Genomic DNA, 21,336 nt, shown 5'->3' on the forward strand with positions numbered 1-21,336 from the left:
TGTCCGTTTCACACCTTGTCCCATCGGGTTCTCCATTTATTGGGGGGAAAGGTGTAAACCATATTCAGGACGGGACACTTCCATGAAAAAGGGCAGCCCGCGGGCTGCCCTTTGTTATTGTCGCTGACCGTCAGGCGGCGCTCTCCAGTTGCGCCAGATGGAAAGCGCGCCAGTTGCCGTCGGGCAGGTAGTGCTTGCCCTGTTGCCACTTGGGATCGTGCTGCACTACGTAGCGGTAGTGGTAGGCCTGCTGTTGGCCGACATAACGCCCCTGCGCCGGGTCGAAGATCTCCACCTCGATGAGCTGGCGCAGATATTCGCTCTGGGGATCATCCTCGCCGTGGAAGTTCTCCATCTCGTCGAGCGCCGCGATGGCGGCAGGGAAGTCGTCCAGCACAAACAGCTCGCCATAGACCCAGTCATCCCCCTGCAGCAGGGCGGGGTAGCCCTTGTGCTGCAGGTGATAGAGAGCGCCGCGCCCCCGGGCGCGCCGGGGCGTCTGGCTCACGTGGTGAGCCAGATAGCGGCGGTAGTTGAACAGCCCGTCCATCAGGCTGCCGTAGACGAACAGCGGGCGTGGCTGGCAAAGGCTCATGAGATCTCGCCGCCCACGACTTTGATATCGCCATCCTGCTGCAGCACCACCGCCTCGATGGCCAGCGCCAGCGCGCGGGTAATCTCGCTCATGGCGAGGCAGGGCTGGTTCACCTTGTCCGCTACCTGCTCGGTGATGTAGGGAACGTGAATAAAGCCGCCGCGCACCGCCGGGAACTCTTTTTCAATCAGGTAGTGCAGCTGGTACATGATGTGGTTGCAGACGAAGGTGCCGGCAGTGTTGGAGAGCGCCGCCGGAATGCCGTTCTCCTTGATGCGCTGCACCATTCCCTTGAGGGGCAGACGGGAGAAGTAGGCCGGTGCGCCATCGGCCTGAATCACTTCATCGATGGGTTGCTGCTGCTCGTTGTCGGGGATACGGGCATCGTCGATGTTGATGGCGATGCGCTCCGGGGTAATGGCGAAGCGACCGCCCGCCTGTCCGACGTTGATCACCACGTCGGGCTGGTGCTGACGCATCAGCTCCGCCAGCAGGGTGGCTGACTTGCCAAAGACGGTGGGGATCTGCGCCTTGATCACGGTGGCGTCCAGAATGGTCTCTGGCAGGCGTTTGACCGCCTCCCATGCCGGGTTGATGGGCTCGCCGCCGAAGGGGTCAAAACCGGTAATCAGTACTTTCATCATCTTCTCCCGAATGGTCAGAATGCCCAGAAATACATGAGGGCGATATGGATCAGCACCAGCGTCAGCGCCATCGGTACCTGCACCTTGATCACCTTGTTGAGATCCTTCATCTCCAGCAGGGCGGCGGGCAGGGCGTTGAAGTTGGCGGCCATGGGGGTCATCAGGGTGCCGCAGAAGCCGGCGGTCATCGCCAGCGCACCGGCCACCACCGGGTCACCGCCCTGGGCGATGACGAAGGGGATGCCGATGCCGGCGGTGATGACCGTGAAGGCGGCATAGGCGTTGCCCATGATCATGGTGAAGACCATCATGCCGAGGCAGTAGGCCACCACCCCGACGAAGGGGCTGCCGACCGGCACTACGGTGGAGATGCCGTGGGAGATGACATCGCCGACGCCGGACTTGTTGAAGATCACCCCGAGCGCGGCCAGCAGTTGCGGCAGAATGCCGGTAATGCCGACCTGCTGGATCATCCGGTCGGAGTCACCCACTACGGTAGAGGGGGTGGCACGAGTCAGCAGTACCGTGATGACGAAGGCGATGACCGCCGCCAGACCGATACCGACCTGACCGCCAAGGGGGGTGAACTGGGCGATCACCACCGCCAGCACGGCCAGCAGGATGCAGGGGAGGAAGATCCGGTTGCCGATGCGGCTGGCGTGGCGCTGGGACTCCTCCTCGCTCGCCTGCTCCAGCTTGCCGATCTTCACCTGCTTGAGCAGGGTGATGACCCCCATGGCGAGGATCAGCACGCCATTGATGACATTGGGGATATAGCTGCCGAAGGCAAACAGTACACCCAGAATGGTCCAGAACAGGGCGGTACCGATTTTGGCCGGGTGGCTGGGGTCACGCAGGACGCGCCAGGCGCTGCTGAACAGGATGACGCCGATCAGCACATAAAAGAATTCGAGCATGTTGGGGATGAGGGTCGCCATTATTGTTGCCCCTCCTTGTCGCTGCTCACGGTATATGTCTTGGCCATCTGACGGTCAAACCACATATTGGAAATAGCCACCATCAGCAGGGCGATAATGGCGATCGGCATGGATGCCTTGGCAATATCGACGGCAGAGACGCTATATCCAAGAGATTCAAATGTGCCGACGATCAGCAATACCCCGGCTGAGGCGACGAAGGTATTCTGGGCAAAGAAGTTGCCGTAGTTTTCGGTGGCGGAAACCCGCGCCTTGATATATTCCTCGTCCTCTTCGCTTAATTTGCCGTGCACCTTGGTGGCGGCTGCCTGAGTCATGGGGTTGACCAGCGGACGAATAAATTGGGTGTGACCCTGAACCCGCACCGAGAAGAGACCGGCCAGTTCGCGGATAAACATATAGAGGGTCATGAACTTGCCCGGGGTGAGCTTCTTGATCCGTTCGATCAGGGTGACCGCCTGCTGTTTGAGGCCGTAGCGTTCACAGATGCCGATCATCGGCAGGGTCAGCAGAAACAGTGTCACCATGCGGTTGGAGACGAAGGCTTCCCCCAGCAGGGAGAGGCAATCGGTCATGGAGAGACCGGAGACCAGCGCCGTGGTGACGGCGGCCACCAGTACGACGGCCAGAGTGTCGAGTTTGAAATAAAATCCCAATAAAATAATAAGAATTCCGCTTAATTTAATAAATTCCAATTAATCACCTCGTTAAAGTGAATATTTATATGCATTTTGGGGTGGCCGAGCTGTTTATCATCTGGTTACTGCGATGGCAACAAAAAATCCCCAAAAAGGGATTCGATTGGTTTTCTATTGGGGGTTTTTGCCGGTTTATTGTTCGCTGGTAAATGGTGAGTCCTGCACCGTCCAGGCTATTTTTTGCCCCCTAATCAGTCATTCAGATTATTTTGGGGTGCCTGGCGACAATATTGGGCTGACAATATGATCGCTATTCTCTTCCGTTGGTGGGTGATGGGGATTGTTGCGCAATGTCTATCTGGCAACCGTCAGCGAATGGCTGGGTATGACTGTGGTTGTGCGGAGCTGGGGTGAGGAAAGTGAAAGGGAGAGGCGGAGAGAACCGGTGGCGACGGCATCGCCACCGGTGCTGTCTCAGGGGGTCTGCTTGACCCAAATCAGCTGGTCGGTGGCAAAGCCCAGCGACTTCGCTTTGGCGACCAGCGCATCCACTTTCGCCTTGGGCGGGTTGGGTGAGCGGGAGAGGATCCAGAGGTAGTCGTGGTTGTAGCTGGTCACCAGCGAGAGCTGGTAATCGGGGTCGAGGTCGATGACGTTGTAGCCGCCGTAGAAGGGGCCGAAGAAGCTCACCTTGAGCCGCGCCTCGTCCGGGTTGCCGACGAAGTAGGCCTTGCCCTCCGCCTCACGCCAGCTGCCATCGCTCTGCTTGCCGCGGTTGAGCACCTTGACGCCGCCGTCATCGCGCAGGCTGTAGGTGGCGCTCACCTGCTCCAGCCCCCGTTCGAAGCTGTGGTCGAGGCGGGCGATTTCGTACCAGGTGCCAAGATAACGATCGAGCTGGAAGCCGGTAACGGGGCGGATGCCATCGGCAATCCCGGTACAGGCCGTCAGCAGCAAAGCGGTGAACAGGCAAAGCAGTGAACGCATAAGTAATCCCTCTTTTGTTATCCCTCGATGATGCGCAGCTGGCCATCCCGAAAGCGGGAGGCCTGATCCGTCGGCGTGCTGCCGAAGAAGCGCTTGTACTCCCGACTGAACTGGGAGTTGCTCTCGTAACCGACTCTGGCCGCCGCGGTGCCCGCCTTGATGCCGTCGTGCAGCATCATCATCCGCGCCTTGTGCAGGCGAAACGACTTGATGTACTGCAGCGGCGAGGTAGCAGTGACCGCCTTGAAGTGGTGGTGAAAGGCGGAGACGCTCATGTTCACCTCCCGCGCCAGCTCCTCCATGGTGAGGTTGTCGGCATAACGGGACTCTATCATACGCAGCACCCGGGCGATCTGGCCCACATGGTTGTGGCGATTGGCGAGCGCCTGCAGCGCCGGGCCACCCCCCTCGGTGAGGGCGTGGAACAGCATCTCGCGCACCGTTTGCGGCCCCAGCACCCTGGCGTGCAGCGGGTTGTCCATCAGCTCGATCAGTCGCTCGGCAGCGCAGAACATGGTTTCCGACAGGGGGACCGAGTGGACGCCGCTCTTTTGCGGCGCGGGGGCGGGCAGGGCATCGCCCAGCTCCAGCAACAGCTCCTGCAGGATGACCAGATCGATCTCGATGGAGAAACCGATCAGGGGCTGCTCGGGGGAGGCGAAGCACTCGCACTCGCAGGGCAGCGGCAGGGTCATCAGCAGGTAGTGGTTGGGGTCGTAGCGAAATACCTGATCCGCCAGATAACCCACCTTGTGCCCCTGCAGGATCACTATCATCCGCGGTTGGTAGAGCACCGGGGTGCGGCCATGGTGTTCGGTGGTATAGATGAGGTTGACCTGTTTCACCGGTGATGGGGTGATGCCGGGGGCGGTGACGTGGCGGGTCAATCTGGTTGCGAGGTCGCTGTAACGGTTTTGCATGGGGGCTCTTTGATTCGACAGTTCCGGTTTTCGCTGCTTTGTAGAAATAGGCAAGAATAAAGCAGGATGTTGTCTTGATGGTAGGGTGGTTCTGGAGAAAAATGCAATCATGATTTCGCGGCCAGGCCGCCCTGACTATCAGAAGAAGGCAATGTCGATGAACAACTTTACTCTCCATACCCCGACCAAAATCCTGTTCGGCCAAGGGCAGATCGCCCAGCTGCGCGAGCAGCTTCCGAGCGATGCCCGCGTCATGATCACCTACGGTGGTGGCAGCGTGGTACGCAGCGGCTTGCTGGAGCAGATCCGTAACGAGCTGGTTGGCATGACCCTGTTTGAATTTGGCGGCATCGAACCGAACCCGGCCTACGAGACCCTGATGGGGGCCGTGGAGCTGGCCCGTGCCGAGCGGGTCGACTTCCTGCTCGCCGTTGGCGGTGGCTCCGTGCTCGATGGCACCAAGTTTATCGCCGCTGCCGCGCACTACGATCTGGCCAAGGATCCCTGGCACATTCTCGAGACCGTCGGCAGCGAAGTGCGTTCCGCCATCCCGCTTGGTTCCGTGCTGACCCTGCCGGCGACCGGTTCCGAAATGAACATGGGCGCCGTCATCACCCGTCGCAGCAGTGGCGACAAGGTGCATTTCTTCTCGCCGTTCGTGATGCCGCGCTTCGCCGTGCTGGATCCGGTGCTCACCTACACCCTGCCCGAGCGTCAGGTGGCGAACGGGGTAGTGGATGCTTTCGTCCATACCGTGGAGCAGTACCTCACCTATCCGGTCAATGCCAAGGTGCAGGATCGCTTCGCTGAAGGCTTGCTGCTGACCTTGATCGAAGAGGGCCCCAAGGCGCTGGCCGAACCGCACAACTATGAGGTGCGCGCCAACATAATGTGGAGTGCCACCATGGCGCTGAACGGTCTGATCGGTGCCGGTGTGCCGCAGGACTGGGCCACTCACATGTTGGGTCACGAACTGACCGCCCTGCATGGCCTCGACCACGCCCAGACTCTGGCGGTGGTGCTGCCTGCCCTGCTGCAGGCCAAGCGCAAACAGAAACATGCCAAGCTGCTGCAATACGCAGAGCGGGTGTGGGGTCTGAACAGCGGCAGCGAAGCGGAGCGCATCGATGATGCCATCGCCGCGACCCGCGACTTCTTCGAGCGGATGGGGGTCAAGACCCGACTGCGCGACTACGGTCTGAAAGATCTGGGTATCGACACCCTGATCGGCAAGCTGGGTGAGCACGGCATGACCCGTCTGGGCGAGCACAGCGATATCGATCTGGTGCAGAGCCAGCATATTTATGAAGCGGCCTGGTAAGGGCCGCCAATCGGTGCCAAACGGGCGAAACGATTGAATTGCTGGGGCCCTCTCCCGCCTTCTGGCGGCTGAGTGGCCCCGCTTTTGTTGGGAAAATGTTACTTTTCGGCGTTTCGCTGCGAGAAGTGAGACGAAAGCGGATTTCGTAAGAACAAAAAACGCTAAGATAGAGGGCCGGTAAAACATTTTTTTTGACTGGTTGGATCACTTTTTTCAGCCGTTTTTACTGGTATAAGCCTCTAATTTGGTTTGTTTTTTTTAATCGTAGCCAGGGATGGGCTGAATTCTGTACGAGTGCCGTCGGGACTGCGGTTGTAATAAAACTCCAAAATTTGATACTAATCACCTTCGCGCCTGAAAAGCGGGGGCCTGACCATGACAGGAGGTTGAGGTAAAGCCTACTGATTTTCATAACAAAGAGCCCTGGACCTGCACTTTGGTCATGTCTTGTTTCGTCAGAAGTGAGACACTGGGCAGCGATTGTTTATTAACCATCAGGGAATAGTCATGCAGATTGGAATACCGAGAGAGAGTCTCGCCGGTGAGACCCGGGTCGCAGCGACCCCGGCTACCGTCGAGCAGCTGAAAAAGCTCGGCTTCGAGGTCGCCATCGAGACCGGCGCAGGCCTGTCGGCCAGCTTCGATGATGCCGCCTTCGAGGCTGCCGGTGCCAGCGTGGTGCCGAATGTCTGGCAAGCCGACCTTATCTTCAAGGTCAATGCGCCGACCGATGCCGAGATCGCACAAATTAAAGATGGCGCCACTCTGGTGAGCTTCATCTGGCCTGCCCAGAACCCTGAGCTGGTCAAGAAGCTGTCCGAGCGCAACATCAATGTGATGGCGATGGATATGGTGCCGCGGATCTCCCGTGCCCAGTCCCTCGATGCCCTCTCTTCCATGGCCAACATCGGTGGCTATCGCGCCGTGGTTGAAGCTGCGCACCAGTTCGGTCGCTTCTTCACCGGTCAAATCACCGCAGCCGGTAAAGTGCCGCCTGCCAAGGTACTGGTGATCGGTGCCGGCGTAGCCGGTCTGGCCGCCATCGGTACGGCCGGTTCCCTCGGTGCCATCGTGCGTGCGTTCGATACCCGTCTGGAAGTGGCCGAGCAGATCGAATCCATGGGTGGGGAATTCCTCAAGCTGGACTTCGGTGGCGAAGACGGTGCATCCAGCGATGGTTACGCCAAAGTCATGTCCGATGAGTTCATCAAGGCCGAGATGGAGCTGTTCGCCCAGCAGGCCAAAGAGGTGGATATCATCATCACCACCGCCCTGATCCCGGGCAAGCCTGCTCCCAAGCTGATCACCAAAGAGATGGTCGACAGCATGAAGCCGGGCTCCGTCATCGTGGACATGGCCGCTCAGGCTGGCGGCAACTGTGAATACACAGTGCCTGGTGAACTGCATGTCACCGCCAACGGTGTCAAGGTGATCGGTTACACCGATCTGCCGGGCCGTCTGCCTGCCCAATCCTCCCAGCTCTACGGTACCAACCTGGTCAACCTGATGAAGCTGATGTGCAAGGAGAAGGACGGCAACGTTGCCATCGACTTCGAAGACGTGGTTCAGCGCAACATGACGGTGATCCAGGCCGGTGAAGTGACCTTCCCGCCGCCCGCCATCTCCGTCTCTGCCGCCCCGCAGAAACCGGCCGCCGCCAAACCGGCCGCCAAGAAGGAAGAGGCCAAGCCTTCCAACAAGAAGTTCGTGTTCGGTGCCCTCGGCATCGCCGCCTTCGGCTGGATCGCCTCCGTTGCCCCGGCAGCCTTCCTCTCCCACTTCACCGTATTCATCCTGGCCTGTGTGGTCGGTTACTACGTGGTGTGGAACGTCTCTCACGCCCTGCACACGCCGCTGATGTCGGTCACCAATGCCATCTCCGGCATTATCGTGGTCGGTGCCCTGCTGCAGATCGGGCAAGGGTCGACCCTGGTCACCGCGCTGGCGTTCATCGCCGTGCTGATTGCCAGTATCAACATCTTCGGCGGTTTCACCGTCACTCAGCGCATGCTGAAGATGTTCCGTAAGGATTAAGGGGGTTTAACGTGTCTCAAGGACTGGTAACAGCATCCTATATCGTTGCCGCCGTGCTCTTCATCCTCAGTCTCGCGGGACTGTCGAAGCAAGAAACGGCCAAGCATGGCAACCTGTTCGGTATCGCGGGTATGGCTATCGCCCTGCTCGCCACCGTATTCAACCCGGAGACCAGTGGCGTTCACTGGATCATTCTGGCCATGGTGATCGGCGGTGCCATCGGCGTGCGTCTGGCGCTCAAGGTCGAAATGACCGAGATGCCCGAGCTGGTGGCCGTGCTGCACAGCTTCGTGGGTATGGCGGCAGTGCTGGTAGGCTTCAACAGCTTCATCGATCTGCACCCCTCTGCACCTGCTGAGGTGGTCGTCTCCGTCGGTTCCAATCTGGATGCCACCCTGGCAGCCGCCCGTGCGGCGTTCGAGCAGGCCAACAGCGTTGCTCAGGTCGAGCACCTGACCGGCGCCATGCTGAACATCCATCTGGTCGAGATCTTCCTGGGCGTCTTCATCGGTGCCGTAACCTTTACCGGTTCCGTGGTTGCCTTCGGCAAACTGCGCGGTCTGATCTCCTCCAAGCCGCTGATGCTGCCGCACCGCCACAAGCTGAACCTGCTGGCCGTGGTCGCCTCTTTGGCCCTGATGGTCTACTTCGTCAACGCCGGTGGCTCCACCTTCGCTCTGCTGGTGATGACCCTGATCGCCTTCGCCTTCGGCTGGCATCTGGTTGCCTCCATCGGTGGTGCCGACATGCCGGTCGTGGTCTCCATGCTGAACTCCTACTCCGGTTGGGCAGCAGCAGCGGCGGGCTTCATGCTCTCCAATGACCTGCTGATCGTCACCGGTGCGCTGGTGGGTTCCTCCGGTGCCATCCTCTCTTACATCATGTGCAAGGCGATGAACCGCTCCTTCATCTCCGTGATCGCCGGTGGCTTCGGCTCCGATGGCGTGGCCTCCACGGCTGATCAGGAGATGGGCGAATACCGCGAAACCAGCGCCGAGGAAGTGGCTGACCTGCTGAAGAACTCCAGCTCCGTCATCATCACCCCGGGCTACGGTATGGCGGTGGCACAGGCTCAGTATCCGGTTGCCGAGATCACCCAGAAGCTGCGTGACCGCGGCGTCAAGGTGCGCTTCGGTATCCACCCGGTCGCCGGTCGTCTGCCTGGCCACATGAACGTGCTGCTGGCGGAAGCGAAAGTCCCGTATGACATCGTGCTGGAAATGGACGAGATCAACGAGGACTTCGCCGATACCGACACCGTGCTGGTGATCGGTGCCAACGACACCGTCAACCCGGCCGCGATGGAAGATCCGGGCAGCCCGATCGCCGGTATGCCGGTGCTGGAAGTGTGGAAAGCGCAGAATGTCATCGGCTTCAAGCGCTCCATGAACACTGGCTACGCCGGTGTCCAGAACCCGCTGTTCTTCAAGGAAAATACCCAGATGCTGTTTGGCGATGCCAAGGCCAGCGTCGAGGCAATCCTGAAAGCACTGTAAGTGCCATTCAGAGAGTGGATATCAAGGAGGCTTCGGCCTCCTTTTTTATTGCCCATCCCTTGTATATCCTCAATCCATACGGACCATGAGGGATCTCCATGATGTGGTGTCAGGGTTGGCGAAGGATCGGGTGGTACGGCTGGCTGCTGGCATCTCTTCTCGTCGGTGGCATGGCTATGGCTCATGACAAGCCGACCCTGACCATATTGACAGAACTGTGGCCCCCCTATGTGATGCACAGCGACAAGGGGGAGCTGGTGGGCGCAGATCTCGAGCTGGCTCGCACCGTGCTGCAGCAGCTCGGCTATCGCACCGAGGTGAAGGTGCTGCCATGGAAGCGGGTGTTGCAACAGGCCCGCCTCGGGCAGGGGGATGCGGTACTCGACGTCTTCTATAACAAGGATCGCCAAGAGTGGCTCCACTATCCCGAAGAGCCGCTCTCTCGTAGTGGCGAAGTGCTCTTCTATCCGGTGGATCGTCCGGTGAAATTCGAGCAATTATCCGACCTCAAGGGGTTGCGGATCGGCATTCAGGCCGACTATGCCTACAGCCCCGATTTTCTGGCCGATGAAGGGGTGATCAGGGTCGCCATGACGGGCGATGGCAAGATGGTCAAGCAGTTGCATCTGATGATGGCCGGCCGACTGGATGGTGTCGTGCTCAATGAACAAGTTGGTCGTTATCTGCTGCGTACCCAGGGGCTGCAGGATCAGGTGTTCAATGGTCGCCGCCTGCTGACCGACGATAACCGCAACTTTCTCGGATTTACCCACAAGCCCGGCCATGACCAGTTGGCGAGGCGCTTCTCGGCCGCCTTGAAACAGTTCAAGCAGACCCCGGCCTACCAGCAGCTGCTGGCCCGCTATCATCTCTAGGTGACTCCATCGTCTGTGCGTTGCATCACAAATTGTCGCGCTTTGTTAAAAGACGGGCATAATGGCGCTAAAAAAGCGATGTTGCGCAACTTAATTTGATTTTATTGATATTAGAATCAAATTAAGTTGATTTGCATGGGGCAGTCATCAGACGGCCACCTCTCTCGCGACGCCTTGGCGACGCGCTCCTGCTTGATGTTGATCCCGTGTCACCCTTTTTTGCCATGCTGTTGCCTGTGGCGATGACAGGCATTGCGCCACCAAGATGAGAATGCACAGATGAAACCACAATGGACCGACTTTATTACCCTGCTCAAGCGTGAAGTGGTGCCGGCCCTGGGCTGTACCGAGCCGATGTCGGTGGCGCTGGCGGCGGCCAACTGCCGCAAGCTGCTGGGGGAGACTCCGACCCGCATCAGCGTCTGGGTCAGTGGCAATCTGTTCAAGAACGGCATGGGGGTCGGAGTGCCGGGCACCGGCATGATCGGTCTTCCGGTGGCCGCTGCGGTCGGCATCACCGGCGGCAACCCGGATGCCGGGCTGGAGGTGCTCAAGACCCTTACACCAGAACAGGTGGAAGCGGCCAAGACGTTGCTGCCGGTCATCAAGGTGGATGTGAAGGATGTGCCGGACGTGCTCTATGCCGAGGTGCTGGCCGAAGTTGAAGGGCACAGTGCCCGGGTGGTGATCTGTACCGACCACACTCGCATCATCCTGATGGAGAAGGATGGCGAGGTGCTGATGGCGCAGGCCAGCGCTCCCGGCGTGCAGATCCAGCCGGCCAAATCCGCCAAACCGGCCATGACCCTGCGGGAGATCGTCGATTTTGCATTGGAAGTGCCGCTGGCGGAGATCGACTTTATCCGCGAGGCCGCCACCATGAATCAGGCGCTGGCGGACGAAGGGTTGCAGGGTTACGGCCTGAAGATTGGCAAGATCCTCACCGAGCAGGTGGAGCGCAAGCTGCTCTCCGACGATCTGATGACCCTGGCGATGCGCCTCTCCTCCGCCGCCTCCGATGCACGGATGGATGGCGCCATGCTGCCCGCCATGTCCAACTCCGGTTCTGGCAATCAGGGCATTGCCGCCACCATGCCGGTGGTCGCGGCCGCCCGCTTCCTCAAGGCGAGCGACGAGCAGCTGACCCGGGCGCTGGTGATGAGCCATCTGGTGGCCATCTACATCAAGACCTATCAGAACAAGCTGTCGGCCCTCTGCGCCGCCAGTACCGCCGCCATGGGTGCCGGTGCCGCCATTACCTGGCTGCTGGGCGGCCAGTATCAGCAGATCAGCCACTGCATCAACAACATGATTGGCGATGTCTCCGGCATCATCTGCGACGGCGCGGGCAGCGCCTGCTCCATGAAGGTCTCCACTTCCACCTCGGCGGCGGTAAAGTCTTCGCTGATGGCCATCAACAACCTGCATGTCCCCCAGAGCGAGGGGATCGTTTCCGATGATGTGGACCAGACCATCGCCAATCTGGGCCGCCTCTCCAAAGAGGGGATGCTGGATACCGACATTGAAATCATCAACATCATGCGAGCGAAACAGCAGAAGCAGTGAATCTGTGACAAGGGGGCGATAGACCCCCTTGTTCTTGTCACGACGGCGCAGACCGTCTGACACGGTTGCCAGGGCAAGCATGGCGCTTGCTCTTGTTTCTCGGGCCCAAGCCCGCTTTTTGGGGAGTCATACCATGACATTTAGCGTTATCGGCAATCTGGCCATCGCCGCCATCTTGCTGTTCTTTCTCTACCGGTTACAGGAAAAACATGTGAGCTTCACCCGCCGGGTATTTGCCGGTCTGGGGCTCGGTATTCTGTTCGGCGCCGCGTTGCAACTGCTTTACGGTGCAGGTTCGCCCGTCATTGTTCAGACCATCGACTATCTGGATATCGTGGGTAGCGGCTATGTGAAGCTGCTGCAGATGATCATCATCCCGCTCATCATGGTCTCCATCATCAGCGCTATCTTGAAGCTCAATGGCGGCACCGCGCTGGGCAAGATCAGTGCCATGACCATAGGCGTGCTGATCTTCACCACCGCCATCGCCGCCGGGGCAGGCATCCTGATGTCCAACCTGTTTGGCCTGACCGCTGAAGGGCTCACCTCCGGTGCCGCCGAGAGCGCCCGTGGCGCTGCGCTGCAGACCACCCTCGGTAGCGTCGAGAGCATGTCGTTCGCCAAGATGATGCTGGAGTTCATTCCGGCCAACCCCTTCCTCGACATGACCGGGGCGCGCAAGACCTCCACCATCGCCGTGGTGATCTTCTCCATCTTCATCGGCCTTTCCGCTACCGGCATCGCCCGCAAGAAGCCGGAGATCTTCGCCAGCTTCAGCCACTTCGTGGCCGTGGCTCATGCCATCGTGATGCGGATGGTGACTCTGGTGCTGCGCCTGACCCCGTTTGGCGTACTGGCGCTGATGACCAAGGTGGTCTCCGGCTCCAACTATGCGGATATTCTCAACCTGCTCAGCTTTGTGATGGCCTCTTACGGCGCCATCGCCATCATGTTTGTCGTGCACCTGCTGCTGGTGAGCATGGTCGGCATCAACCCGCTGCGCTTCCTCAAGAAGATCACTCCGGTGCTGGCGTTTGCCTTCACCTCGCGCACCAGTGCGGGATCCATCCCGATGAACGTGCAAACCCAGACCAAGTCGCTGGGTATTCCTGAGGGGATCGCCAACTTCGCCGCCTCCTTCGGTTCCACCATCGGCCAGAACGGCTGTGCCGGTATCTATCCGGCCATGCTGGCCGTGATGATTGCCCCGACCGTCGGGGTCAACCCGATGGATCCCGGCTTTATCATGACCCTGATCGCCATCATCACCGTCAGCTCCTTCGGGGTGGCCGGGATTGGCGGCGGTGCTACCTTTGCCGCGCTGATCGTGCTCTCCGCGCTGGACTTCCCGGTGGCGCTGGCCGGGCTGCTCATCTCCATCGAGCCGCTGATCGACATGGGTCGTACCGCGCTCAACGTCTCCGGCTCCATCACCGCAGGGACGGTGACCAGCCGCCTGCTGGGGGAGACTGACATGCATGTGTTCAACAGCGATCACGAAGTGAGTCTGGACGGCGAAGAGTCCACCGTCTGATTTGCTATCGGTTGATCTGGACGTGGGAAGGGGCGACTCTTTCCCGTCATAGACCGCAGGGAGGGCATGCCCTCCCTGCGCCATTGAGAGGAAAAACTATGAGAATTCTGATCATCGGTGGCGAAGCCGCCGGTATGAGCGCGGCCGCCAAGGCACGCCGTCTGGCCAAAGAGGCCGACATCGTGGTGTATGAGGCCTCCGAGGTGATCTCTTTCGGTGCCTGCGGCCTGCCTTACTTCGTCGGTGACGAGTTTCAGGAGCCCGGTTACATGGCCGAGTTCACCCCCGAGCAGTTCGCCGCCAAGGGGATCGAGGTCAAGATTGGCCATCGGGTGCTGAGCGTTGACGCAACTGCCCAGACCTTGGTGGTGGAGCATAACGGCGACACCTTCACCGATCGCTACGACCGGCTGATGATCGCCACCGGTGCCCGTGAAGTGATGCCCCCCATCCCCGGTTTGCAGCAGCAAGGGGTATTCGGTCTGCGCCGGATGGCCGATGGGTTGGCATTGAAGGCGGCGGTGCAAGACAAGAACAATCGCCGCGCCGTGGTGATCGGCTCCGGCTTTATCGGGCTGGAAGTGGTCGAGGCGCTGGTCCATCAGGGTAAAGAGGTGCGTCTCATCGAACTGGCGGATCGAGTCATCCCCGATGCGTTTGATGGCGAGATCACCCAGCACATCGAAACAGAACTGCGCGAGCAGGGGGTATCTCTCCATCTGGGTGAGCGAGTTGAAGCACTGCTGGGGGATGGTCGGGTGACCGGCGTGCGCACCAGCCAGGGCGAGTACGAGGCCGATATCGTGGTGGTCTGCACCGGGGTGAAGCCCAACACCGAGTTTCTGGCTAATACCGGCATCGAGCGGCTCGGCAATGGTGCCATCAAGGTGGACCGTCAGGGGCGCAGCTCGCTGGCCAACGTCTGGTCGGCCGGCGACTGTGCCAGCGTCTGGCACAGCGTAAAGCAGCAGCAGGTCTATGTACCGCTCGCCACCATCGCCAACAAGCTGGGGCGCATGGTGGGTGAGAACCTGGCCGGGGCCGAGCAGGAGTTCCCGGGTACCCTCGGTTCTGCGGCGCTCAAGGTGTTGGGGCTGGAGGCGGGCCGTACCGGCCTCTCCGAGCAGGAAGCCAAGGCGATGGGCATCGACTATCGCACCGTGGTGATCAAGGACAAGTGCCACACCAACTACTGCCCGGGTCAGTCCGACATTCACGTCAAGCTGGTCTACGAGGCGGGCAGCAAGCGGCTGCTGGGCGGCCAGATCCTCGGTCGCAAGGGGGCGGTACACCGCATTGACGCGCTGGCGGTGGCCATCACCATGGGGGTGACCACCGAGCAGCTCGGCATGCTGGACTTTGCCTACGCGCCGCCCTTCTCCCGCACTTGGGATGCCCTGAACGTGGCGGGCAACGTCGCGAAGTAACAGGCGCTGGTCAGGCGGAAAATGAGAAGAGGCGGCACAGGGGGCCGCCTCTTCTTTTTGTTTAAAGCTGCCTCAGGGATTGGCAGGGGGATCTTGCCGCTCCGGCTTGCCTGTCGCCGGTTTGCTGCCGACCAGCACGGCGCCGAAGAAGATAAGCGCAACACCTGCCGCCTTGCTTGCCACCAGCGGTTCGGCAAAGACCGGCATGCTCACCGCCAGCAGATAGACCAGCCCGTAACTGGTGCTGAGCAGTGGGTAGGCGATATTGAGCGGTGTGGAGTGCAGCGCGGCCAGCCAGCAGAGCAGCGATAGCCCGTAGCAGAGGATGCCGATGACGATGGTGAGGAGTGGCAGGGGGTGAGCCAGCATCACGGCGGGATCGGCCTGCCATGCAGGGAGGCTGATCGCTCCCCACTTCATGCAGAGCTGCGCCACCGTCACCAGCACTATGCTGCCTAACACGTAGAGATAGCCCTTCATCGCAGGCCTCCCAGCAGCAGGGCGCCGACGATGATGGTGGCAGCCCCCAGCCAGTTGTGGCTGCTCACCGGCTCGTGGAAAAAGAGGCGTGAGCCGAGCAGCACCAGCACCAGATTAATGCTGAGCATGGGGTAGGCCATGCTCAGCGGCAGTCGTTGCAACAGATAAATCCAGAGCAGCATGCCACTGCCAAGTGCTGCCACGCTGGCAACAAGCCAGGGGGAACGCAGCTTTTGCAGGTGGTTACAGGGGTTACGCTGCCAGCAGATAACGGCCTGCTTTTGCAGCATCTGGCCGCTGCTGGTCAGCAGGCACACCAGTAATAGCAGCACTATATCCATCAGCGTACTCCATGGTAGATGAGCAGGGTCAGCCGGTGGCTGACGAGGGTCTCGTCGGCAGGGGGCAGAGGGCCGGTCTCTCCGTCGTGATCGGTCTTCATCAGCAGGGCAACTTGCCCCTTCTCGCGCGCTTGTGCCAACCATCTCGGGAACTCTGCACGGGCAACATAGCGGCCCTTGGCATCCGGATAGCCCAGGCCGTAAGCTAGCTCTCCTTTGTCGTCGAACAGCATGATCTCGCCGCGCCGGGTGCTCCGGGCGAGAGCGGATGCCAGTCCCGGATCGCTGGCCAGCAGAGTCTCTGAACCCTGCAGCACGGCCTGATTGGTCTCGATGAAACGCTCTGGCAGCTTTGAGTCGATCAGTGATTGCGGCAGCGCCCAGGGCAGGCCGATGGCCAGTATCATGGGGCAGAGCGCGCTCAGGACCCAGCGGCGACTGACCGCCTGCAACTGGATGAGTCCGAGCAGGGACCAGCCGATAAAGATGGCCATGGCCACCGACAGTGCCCCGTGATCCTCTTCACCGTAGATGGCTTGGTCGCGGGATAAAGCCAGCACGGTCAGCACTACCAGTCCGATGAGGCCGAACAGGCCGTTCAGCCAGGCGTTGAGTTTGAAGGCCCGCTCTTTACCTTCCTTGATTTTGTCCACGGCGCTGGTGGCCATCAGCATGGCCAGCGGGGCGAAACAGGGCAGGATATAGGTGAGCAGCTTGCCTTTGGCAATGCTGAAGAAGAGCAGCGGCAACACCACCCAGGCCAACAGATAGAGGGTTTCCGGGCTGTTCTTGCGCGCTTGCCATCCTTGCTTCAGTGCCCCCGGCAGCAGGCCGAGCCAGGGCAGGGTGCCGAGCAGCCCCATCGGCAGGTAGTACCAGAATGGCGCCTTGTGCTGCGCATCTTCCGAGGCGAAGCGCTGGATGTGCTCAATCCAGAAGAAGTAGTGCCAGTAGTCCGGCTCGCGCAGGTGTACGGCGATGGCCCAGGGGGCGACCAGCAGAGCCGCGCTAAGGATGGCCAGCGGCCCGAAACATACCAGCTCGCGCAGACGGCGCTGATAGATGGCGTAGGGCATGATGGCTACCACGGGTACCGCCAGTGCGATAAAGCCTTTGGTGAGAAAGCCCATGCCGCAGGCGAGGCCGAACAGCAGATAGCCTGCCACTCTGCGACCGGGCGGCCCTTCTTGCCGGATGAGGTAGAAGCTCACCATGGCGGCATTGAGCCAGAGGGTGACCATGGCATCCAGCACGCTGTAGGTGCCGATGCCGTAGACGATCAGGGTCGAGAGATAGATCAGGCTGGCGAACCACGCTGTACGCCGGCACTGCCACAGCTGCAGAGCGAACCAGAAGATCAGCAGGGCGCTCAGGCCGGTGGCTGCGGCCGAGGCGAAGCGGACCGCAAAGTTGCTCTCGCCAAACAGCAGCTGGCTGAGGCTGTTGAACCAGAAACCGGCGATGGGTTTCTCGAAGTAGCGCAGGCCAAGGAAGTGGGGCACCACCCAGTCACCCGTGGTGATCATCTCCCGGCTGATCTCGGCGTAACGGTTTTCGTCCGGGCTCCACAGCATCCGCTGGTTGAGTGGCAGCAGGTAAAAGGCGAGGAAGAAAAGGGGCAGGGCCCATCGGGTCATCTTCATGAGATTCTCTGTTGCAATCTGGCGAGCGGGTTCATGGCGTCATCTTGCAACCGAGCCACCCTTCGCGTCCTGGCAGGGAGCCGCGCAGCAGATGGCTGGTCGGCAAGAGGGCTGGGTCGGGGGGAAGCAGGTTGCCAAGGGGGATGAAGTGGATGCCGCGCGACCTGGCTTCATCGAGCAGGAGATCGAACTGCTCGGCCATGACGATCCCCTCCACCTCGGCGTGGATGGTGTAGACATGGGGGCCCGGTTGCGGTGCCGCAGTCAGCTGCTCCAGCAGGAAGTGGTTGAAGCGCTCGGCCGTCACCTGGCTGCCAATCACCTCGTCAAAGGTGGGCAGGTTGACCGGGATCTGCGGGGTGCCGGGCCGACCATCCTCCAGAATGGGACGGAACAGGCCGCAGCCACGGCAGTCACTGTTGTAACGAAAGCCGAACTGCTCCTTGGCCTGGGTGGTGAGGGGATCGGCTCGCCAGCCGGCGGCGGCGGAGCAATCCACTTCGCGCCCCAGGATCTCGCTCAGGGCATCGACTCCGAGCCGGGTCTGGCGGATCAGTTCGGCTTCGTCCCAGCGACCGGTATTGGCCTGCCAGCCGTGGTGATCCCAGGCATGCAGCCCCACCTCATGGTGCGCCTTATCGGTGTCGCGCATCAGGGAACCCAGCTCTCTGCCGATGGACTTGCCGGGCCAGGCGGTGCCAGCCAGCAGGATATCGAGCCCATAGAGGGATGCGGCGTTGGAACGCAGCATCTTGAGCAGGAAGCGGGGTTTTAGCAGGCGCCACAGGTGGCGCCCCATGTTGTCCGGACCGACCGAGAAGAAGAAACTCCCCTTCACCTGATGCTTGTCGAGCAGTTGCAGCAGGCGGGGAACCCCGTCACGGGTTCCCCTGAAGGTATCGACGTCGATCCGCAGACCCACTTCAGTCATGCTCGACTCCCGTCGTGACCGCCCCCTGCAGGAAGAAGTCCAGCGTCTTGCCGATGGTCTCTTCCATCTCGATGGTCGGTTCCCAGTCGATCAGCTTGCGGGCATTACGGATGCTCGGGCGGCGGTGGGAGACATCCTGATAGCCGTCGCCGTAGAAGGACTTGCTCTCCACCAGATTGAAGCCGGCAAATGGCGGGAAGTGGTGGCGCAACGGGTGGGCCTCGAACTTGGCGAGCAGCACCTCGGCCATCTCGCGAATGCTCGCCTCGTTATCCGGGTTGCCGATGTTGATGATCTGGCCGTTGCAGCGATTGCCCCTGTTTTCGACGATGCGAAACAGGGCTTCAATGCCATCCTCGATATCGGTGAAGCAGCGTTTCTGGGCGCCGCCATCCACCAGCTGGATCGGGGTGCCGTCCACCAGATTGAGGATCAGTTGGGTGATGGCGCGGGAACTGCCGATGCGGGCAGAGTCCAGGCTGTCGAGGCGTGGGCCCATCCAGTTGAAGGGACGGAACAGTGTGAAGTTGAGCCCCTCTTTTTTGCCGTAGGCCCAGATCACCCTATCCAGCAGCTGCTTGGAGACCGAGTAGATCCAGCGCTGCTTGTTGATGGGGCCGACGATGAGGCGGGATTCATCTTCGTCGAAGCTGTGGTCGTCGCACATCCCGTACACCTCGGAGGTGGAGGGGAAGATGATGCGCTTGTGGTACTTGACGCAGTAGCGGACGATCTTGAGGTTCTCTTCAAAGTCGAGTTCGAACACCCGCAGCGGGTTGCGGGTGTACTCGATGGGGGTGGCGATGGCCACCAGCGGCAGGATCACGTCGCACTTCTTGATGTGGTACTCGATCCACTCGGTGTGGATGCTGATGTCCCCCTCCACGAAGTGGAAGTGGGGGTGGCCGATGAAGCGTTCCACTGCGCTGGAGCCAATATCGAGGCCATAGACCTCGTAGCCGCCATCCTTGAGCAGACGCTCGGTGAGGTGGTTGCCGATAAAGCCGTTGACGCCGAGGATCAACACCCGGGTCAGCCGTGCCTTGCGCATGGCCTTGCTCGCCTTGTCGCCGATCTTCATCCCTTCCATCAGCCCCAGCTCGCGGGCAAGTTGGGCGCCGCGTACATAGAGCCCTCCTTCGGCCTGGCCTGTCAGGATCTCCAGCACCCCTTCACCACAGGCCACCTGCAGCGGGTCGTGGGAGAGAATGGTGCCCGGCTGCTGGTCGCTCTGGATCGCCAGCGGCTTTGCCTGCCAGACCGTCAGCTTGCGATCACCGGCGAAGCTGAAGGCCCCCGGGTAGGGCTGGGTAACGGCACGTACCAGGTTATAGAGATCCCTGGCGGGCTTATCCCAGCGCAGCTTGCCATCGGCCGGGGTGCGGCGACCATAGTAGCTTGCCTTGCTCTCGTCCTGCGGGGTGAAGGTGGCGTCACCGCGCTTGAGTTTGACCAGCTCCCCTTCCAGCAGGGCGTGGGCTGCCTGGCGCATCTTGCCATGCAGGGTCAGTGCGGTGTCATCGTGGGCAATGGTTACTGCCTGTTGGGCAAGGATATCGCCGGCATCGGCACGGGCTGTCATCCGGTGCAGGGTCATGCCGGTTTCGCGCTCGCCGTTGACCAGACACCAGTTGATGGGCGCCCGGCCACGATAGGCAGGCAGCAGGGATCCATGCAGATTGAAGGCCCCGACGGTCGGGATATCGAGGAGTTCCTGCTTGAGCAGGTTGCGGTAGTAGAAGGAGAAGATGGCCTCGGGCGCCAGTTCGCGGATACGCTCGACCCAGAGCGGGTGGTTCACGTCTTCGGGAGAGTAGACCGGCAGGTCATGTTCGGCGCAGAGCTGGGCCACCGAACCGAAGAAGCGGTTCTCGCCCGGATCATCGGCGTGGGTGAAGACCGCCTGGATCTGATAACCGGCCTGAAGCAGGGACTCGATACCGGTGCAGCCGATATCGTGATAGGCAAAGACAACAACGTTCATGATTGAGTTTCCTGTTGCGAAGCATCCGGTGTGGAGCGAACGACTTGGTGAATGAAGTAGCGGGGACGGGCGCGCACATCGGTATACATGCGGCCTATGTACTCACCCAGCAGCCCCATCCCGATCAGCTGTACGCCGACAAAGGTGAAGAGAATGGCAAACAGGGTGAAGACGCCATCTGCTGCCCAGTCGGCGCCCAGTAACAGACGCAGCAGCAGCAGCAGGATCGAGAAGGTGAAGCCGATCCCCGCCACCAGGCTGCCAACGATGCTGAGCAGGCGCAGCGGGGCCGTGGTCATGCAGGTGACCAGGTCGTACATCAGGTTGATAAGGTGCATCAGGCCATATTTGGATTCGCCGTGGGCCCGCTCGGCGTGGCCCACCTCCAGCTCGGTGGTGCGGCGGGCAAAGCTGTTGGCCAGGATGGGGATGAAGGTGCTGCGCTCCTGACAGCAGAGCATGGCGTCGATGATGTGGCGGCGATAGGCACGCAGCATGCAGCCGTAGTCGCTCATCTGGACGCCGGTGGCCCGCTGTACCGACTTGTTGATAAAGCGTGAGGCTGTCTTGCGAAACCATGAATCCTGCCGGTTGCGGCGGATGGTGCCGACCACGTCATACCCTTCCATAGCGGTGGCGACCAGCCGCGGGATCTCTTCCGGCGGGTTCTGCAGATCGGCATCCAGGGTGATCACCAGATCCCCTGTTGCCGTCTCGAAGCCGGCCATGATGGCGGCATGCTGGCCATAGTTGCGGTTGAGCAGCACGGCGACCAGCTTGCTCCCTTCGCGATTGGCGGCTTCGCTGATGATGGTGGCGGATCGGTCGTTGCTGCCGTCGTCGATCAGGATCACTTCGTAATCCTGGCTCAGCTGCTCGCAGGTGTCGGTCACCCGTTGCAGCAGTTCCGGCAGGCTCGCCTCCTCGTTGTAGACGGGGATGATGACTGAGACCCGTTTGATGTCGTTATGGTTCACGTATT

The 21,336-nt window shown here is 60.7% G+C and carries 19 protein-coding genes; 7 read left to right on the plus strand and 12 right to left on the minus strand.

The features are described 5' to 3' along the window. Nucleotides 1-130 precede the first annotated feature (130 nt). The 6 genes from G5137_RS18835 to G5137_RS18860 all read right to left on the minus strand — a co-directional run bounded on the left by G5137_RS18835 (nucleotide 131) and on the right by G5137_RS18860 (nucleotide 4,722). Nucleotides 131-595 (minus strand): gamma-glutamylcyclotransferase family protein, encoded by a 465-nt coding sequence (locus G5137_RS18835; protein ID WP_421255799.1) that lies wholly within the window; start codon nucleotides 593-595, stop codon nucleotides 131-133. Next, nucleotides 592-1,239, minus strand: coding sequence for a pyroglutamyl-peptidase I (gene pcp, locus G5137_RS18840; protein ID WP_421223002.1), 648 nt, complete (start codon nucleotides 1,237-1,239; stop codon nucleotides 592-594). Before pcp ends, G5137_RS18835 begins: the two co-directional genes overlap by 4 nt. 14 nt (nucleotides 1,240-1,253) lie before the next feature. Further along, nucleotides 1,254-2,177, minus strand: coding sequence for a DUF979 domain-containing protein (locus tag G5137_RS18845; RefSeq protein ID WP_216952266.1), 924 nt, complete (start codon nucleotides 2,175-2,177; stop codon nucleotides 1,254-1,256). After that, nucleotides 2,177-2,872 (minus strand): DUF969 domain-containing protein, encoded by a 696-nt coding sequence (locus G5137_RS18850; RefSeq protein ID WP_005341931.1) that lies wholly within the window; start codon nucleotides 2,870-2,872, stop codon nucleotides 2,177-2,179. Before G5137_RS18850 ends, G5137_RS18845 begins: the two co-directional genes overlap by 1 nt. Before the next feature lie 417 nt (nucleotides 2,873-3,289). Further along, complete coding sequence (locus tag G5137_RS18855; protein ID WP_005356301.1) at nucleotides 3,290-3,802, minus strand: lipocalin family protein; 513 nt, start codon at nucleotides 3,800-3,802, stop codon at nucleotides 3,290-3,292. A gap of 17 nt (nucleotides 3,803-3,819) precedes the next feature. After that, nucleotides 3,820-4,722: an AraC family transcriptional regulator gene (locus G5137_RS18860; RefSeq protein ID WP_421206339.1), complete on the minus strand. Its 903-nt coding sequence runs from the start codon at nucleotides 4,720-4,722 to the stop codon at nucleotides 3,820-3,822. A gap of 157 nt (nucleotides 4,723-4,879) precedes the next feature. Here G5137_RS18860 and yqhD point away from each other — a divergent pair, with 157 nt between their 5' ends. The 7 genes from yqhD to G5137_RS18895 all read left to right on the plus strand — a co-directional run bounded on the left by yqhD (nucleotide 4,880) and on the right by G5137_RS18895 (nucleotide 14,975). Beyond that, nucleotides 4,880-6,043: an alcohol dehydrogenase gene (gene yqhD / locus G5137_RS18865; RefSeq protein ID WP_421255800.1), complete on the plus strand. Its 1,164-nt coding sequence runs from the start codon at nucleotides 4,880-4,882 to the stop codon at nucleotides 6,041-6,043. 507 nt (nucleotides 6,044-6,550) lie between these two features. Further along, on the plus strand, nucleotides 6,551-8,077 hold the full coding sequence (gene pntA, locus G5137_RS18870; protein ID WP_040070064.1) for a Re/Si-specific NAD(P)(+) transhydrogenase subunit alpha: 1,527 nt from the start codon (nucleotides 6,551-6,553) through the stop codon (nucleotides 8,075-8,077). 11 nt (nucleotides 8,078-8,088) lie between these two features. Beyond that, complete coding sequence (gene pntB / locus G5137_RS18875) at nucleotides 8,089-9,573, plus strand: Re/Si-specific NAD(P)(+) transhydrogenase subunit beta (protein WP_069526987.1); 1,485 nt, start codon at nucleotides 8,089-8,091, stop codon at nucleotides 9,571-9,573. A 98-nt stretch (nucleotides 9,574-9,671) separates the two neighbouring features. Continuing rightward, nucleotides 9,672-10,448 carry a substrate-binding periplasmic protein gene (locus tag G5137_RS18880; RefSeq protein ID WP_047440371.1) on the plus strand — a complete coding sequence of 259 codons (777 nt, stop codon included), beginning with the start codon at nucleotides 9,672-9,674 and terminating at the stop codon, nucleotides 10,446-10,448. Between the two features lie 279 nt (nucleotides 10,449-10,727). After that, nucleotides 10,728-12,014 (plus strand): serine dehydratase subunit alpha family protein, encoded by a 1,287-nt coding sequence (locus tag G5137_RS18885; RefSeq protein ID WP_421255801.1) that lies wholly within the window; start codon nucleotides 10,728-10,730, stop codon nucleotides 12,012-12,014. A 133-nt stretch (nucleotides 12,015-12,147) separates the two neighbouring features. Next, nucleotides 12,148-13,548, plus strand: a complete 1,401-nt coding sequence (locus G5137_RS18890; protein ID WP_421255802.1) for an L-cystine transporter — start codon at nucleotides 12,148-12,150, stop codon at nucleotides 13,546-13,548. A gap of 98 nt (nucleotides 13,549-13,646) precedes the next feature. Further along, complete coding sequence (locus G5137_RS18895; RefSeq protein WP_421255803.1) at nucleotides 13,647-14,975, plus strand: CoA-disulfide reductase; 1,329 nt, start codon at nucleotides 13,647-13,649, stop codon at nucleotides 14,973-14,975. Between the two features lie 72 nt (nucleotides 14,976-15,047). Here G5137_RS18895 and arnF read toward each other — a convergent pair whose 3' ends face one another. Genes arnF through arnC form a run of 6 tightly spaced genes read right to left on the minus strand, consistent with a single transcriptional unit; the run spans nucleotide 15,048 to nucleotide 21,331 of the window. Further along, nucleotides 15,048-15,455, minus strand: coding sequence for a 4-amino-4-deoxy-L-arabinose-phosphoundecaprenol flippase subunit ArnF (arnF, locus tag G5137_RS18900; RefSeq protein ID WP_216952260.1), 408 nt, complete (start codon nucleotides 15,453-15,455; stop codon nucleotides 15,048-15,050). Beyond that, the gene (locus G5137_RS18905; protein ID WP_216952259.1) at nucleotides 15,452-15,796 is read right to left on the minus strand and encodes an EamA family transporter; all 345 of its coding nucleotides are present in this window, start codon (nucleotides 15,794-15,796) and stop codon (nucleotides 15,452-15,454) included. Before G5137_RS18905 ends, arnF begins: the two co-directional genes overlap by 4 nt. Further along, on the minus strand, nucleotides 15,796-17,439 hold the full coding sequence (arnT, locus tag G5137_RS18910) for a lipid IV(A) 4-amino-4-deoxy-L-arabinosyltransferase (protein ID WP_421255804.1): 1,644 nt from the start codon (nucleotides 17,437-17,439) through the stop codon (nucleotides 15,796-15,798). Before arnT ends, G5137_RS18905 begins: the two co-directional genes overlap by 1 nt. Before the next feature lie 31 nt (nucleotides 17,440-17,470). Then, nucleotides 17,471-18,370 (minus strand): 4-deoxy-4-formamido-L-arabinose-phosphoundecaprenol deformylase, encoded by a 900-nt coding sequence (gene arnD, locus G5137_RS18915; protein ID WP_216952257.1) that lies wholly within the window; start codon nucleotides 18,368-18,370, stop codon nucleotides 17,471-17,473. Further along, nucleotides 18,363-20,354: a bifunctional UDP-4-amino-4-deoxy-L-arabinose formyltransferase/UDP-glucuronic acid oxidase ArnA gene (arnA, locus tag G5137_RS18920; protein ID WP_421255805.1), complete on the minus strand. Its 1,992-nt coding sequence runs from the start codon at nucleotides 20,352-20,354 to the stop codon at nucleotides 18,363-18,365. Before arnA ends, arnD begins: the two co-directional genes overlap by 8 nt. After that, complete coding sequence (arnC, locus tag G5137_RS18925) at nucleotides 20,351-21,331, minus strand: undecaprenyl-phosphate 4-deoxy-4-formamido-L-arabinose transferase (RefSeq protein ID WP_266135216.1); 981 nt, start codon at nucleotides 21,329-21,331, stop codon at nucleotides 20,351-20,353. The genes arnA and arnC overlap by 4 nt, the downstream gene beginning before the upstream one ends. Nucleotides 21,332-21,336 lie beyond the last annotated feature (5 nt).

The organism is Aeromonas sp. 600282, from assembly GCF_049175755.1.
Taxonomy (GTDB): Bacteria; Pseudomonadota; Gammaproteobacteria; order Enterobacterales; family Aeromonadaceae; genus Aeromonas; species Aeromonas veronii_A.

What these genes read in the sequence shown, in the direction of transcription:
- G5137_RS18835 (WP_421255799.1), bottom strand. Translation starts at nt 595, where the DNA reads ATGAGCCTTTGCCAGCCACGCCCGCTGTTCGTCTACGGCAGCCTGATG.
- pcp (WP_421223002.1), bottom strand. Translation starts at nt 1,239, where the DNA reads ATGATGAAAGTACTGATTACCGGTTTTGACCCCTTCGGCGGCGAGCCC.
- G5137_RS18845 (WP_216952266.1), bottom strand. Translation starts at nt 2,177, where the DNA reads ATGGCGACCCTCATCCCCAACATGCTCGAATTCTTTTATGTGCTGATC.
- G5137_RS18855 (WP_005356301.1), bottom strand. Translation starts at nt 3,802, where the DNA reads ATGCGTTCACTGCTTTGCCTGTTCACCGCTTTGCTGCTGACGGCCTGT.
- G5137_RS18860 (WP_421206339.1), bottom strand. Translation starts at nt 4,722, where the DNA reads ATGCAAAACCGTTACAGCGACCTCGCAACCAGATTGACCCGCCACGTC.
- yqhD (WP_421255800.1), top strand. Translation starts at nt 4,880, where the DNA reads ATGAACAACTTTACTCTCCATACCCCGACCAAAATCCTGTTCGGCCAA.
- pntA (WP_040070064.1), top strand. Translation starts at nt 6,551, where the DNA reads ATGCAGATTGGAATACCGAGAGAGAGTCTCGCCGGTGAGACCCGGGTC.
- G5137_RS18880 (WP_047440371.1), top strand. Translation starts at nt 9,672, where the DNA reads ATGATGTGGTGTCAGGGTTGGCGAAGGATCGGGTGGTACGGCTGGCTG.
- G5137_RS18885 (WP_421255801.1), top strand. Translation starts at nt 10,728, where the DNA reads ATGAAACCACAATGGACCGACTTTATTACCCTGCTCAAGCGTGAAGTG.
- G5137_RS18890 (WP_421255802.1), top strand. Translation starts at nt 12,148, where the DNA reads ATGACATTTAGCGTTATCGGCAATCTGGCCATCGCCGCCATCTTGCTG.
- G5137_RS18895 (WP_421255803.1), top strand. Translation starts at nt 13,647, where the DNA reads ATGAGAATTCTGATCATCGGTGGCGAAGCCGCCGGTATGAGCGCGGCC.
- arnF (WP_216952260.1), bottom strand. Translation starts at nt 15,455, where the DNA reads ATGAAGGGCTATCTCTACGTGTTAGGCAGCATAGTGCTGGTGACGGTG.
- G5137_RS18905 (WP_216952259.1), bottom strand. Translation starts at nt 15,796, where the DNA reads ATGGATATAGTGCTGCTATTACTGGTGTGCCTGCTGACCAGCAGCGGC.
- arnT (WP_421255804.1), bottom strand. Translation starts at nt 17,439, where the DNA reads ATGAAGATGACCCGATGGGCCCTGCCCCTTTTCTTCCTCGCCTTTTAC.
- arnD (WP_216952257.1), bottom strand. Translation starts at nt 18,370, where the DNA reads ATGACTGAAGTGGGTCTGCGGATCGACGTCGATACCTTCAGGGGAACC.
- arnA (WP_421255805.1), bottom strand. Translation starts at nt 20,354, where the DNA reads ATGAACGTTGTTGTCTTTGCCTATCACGATATCGGCTGCACCGGTATC.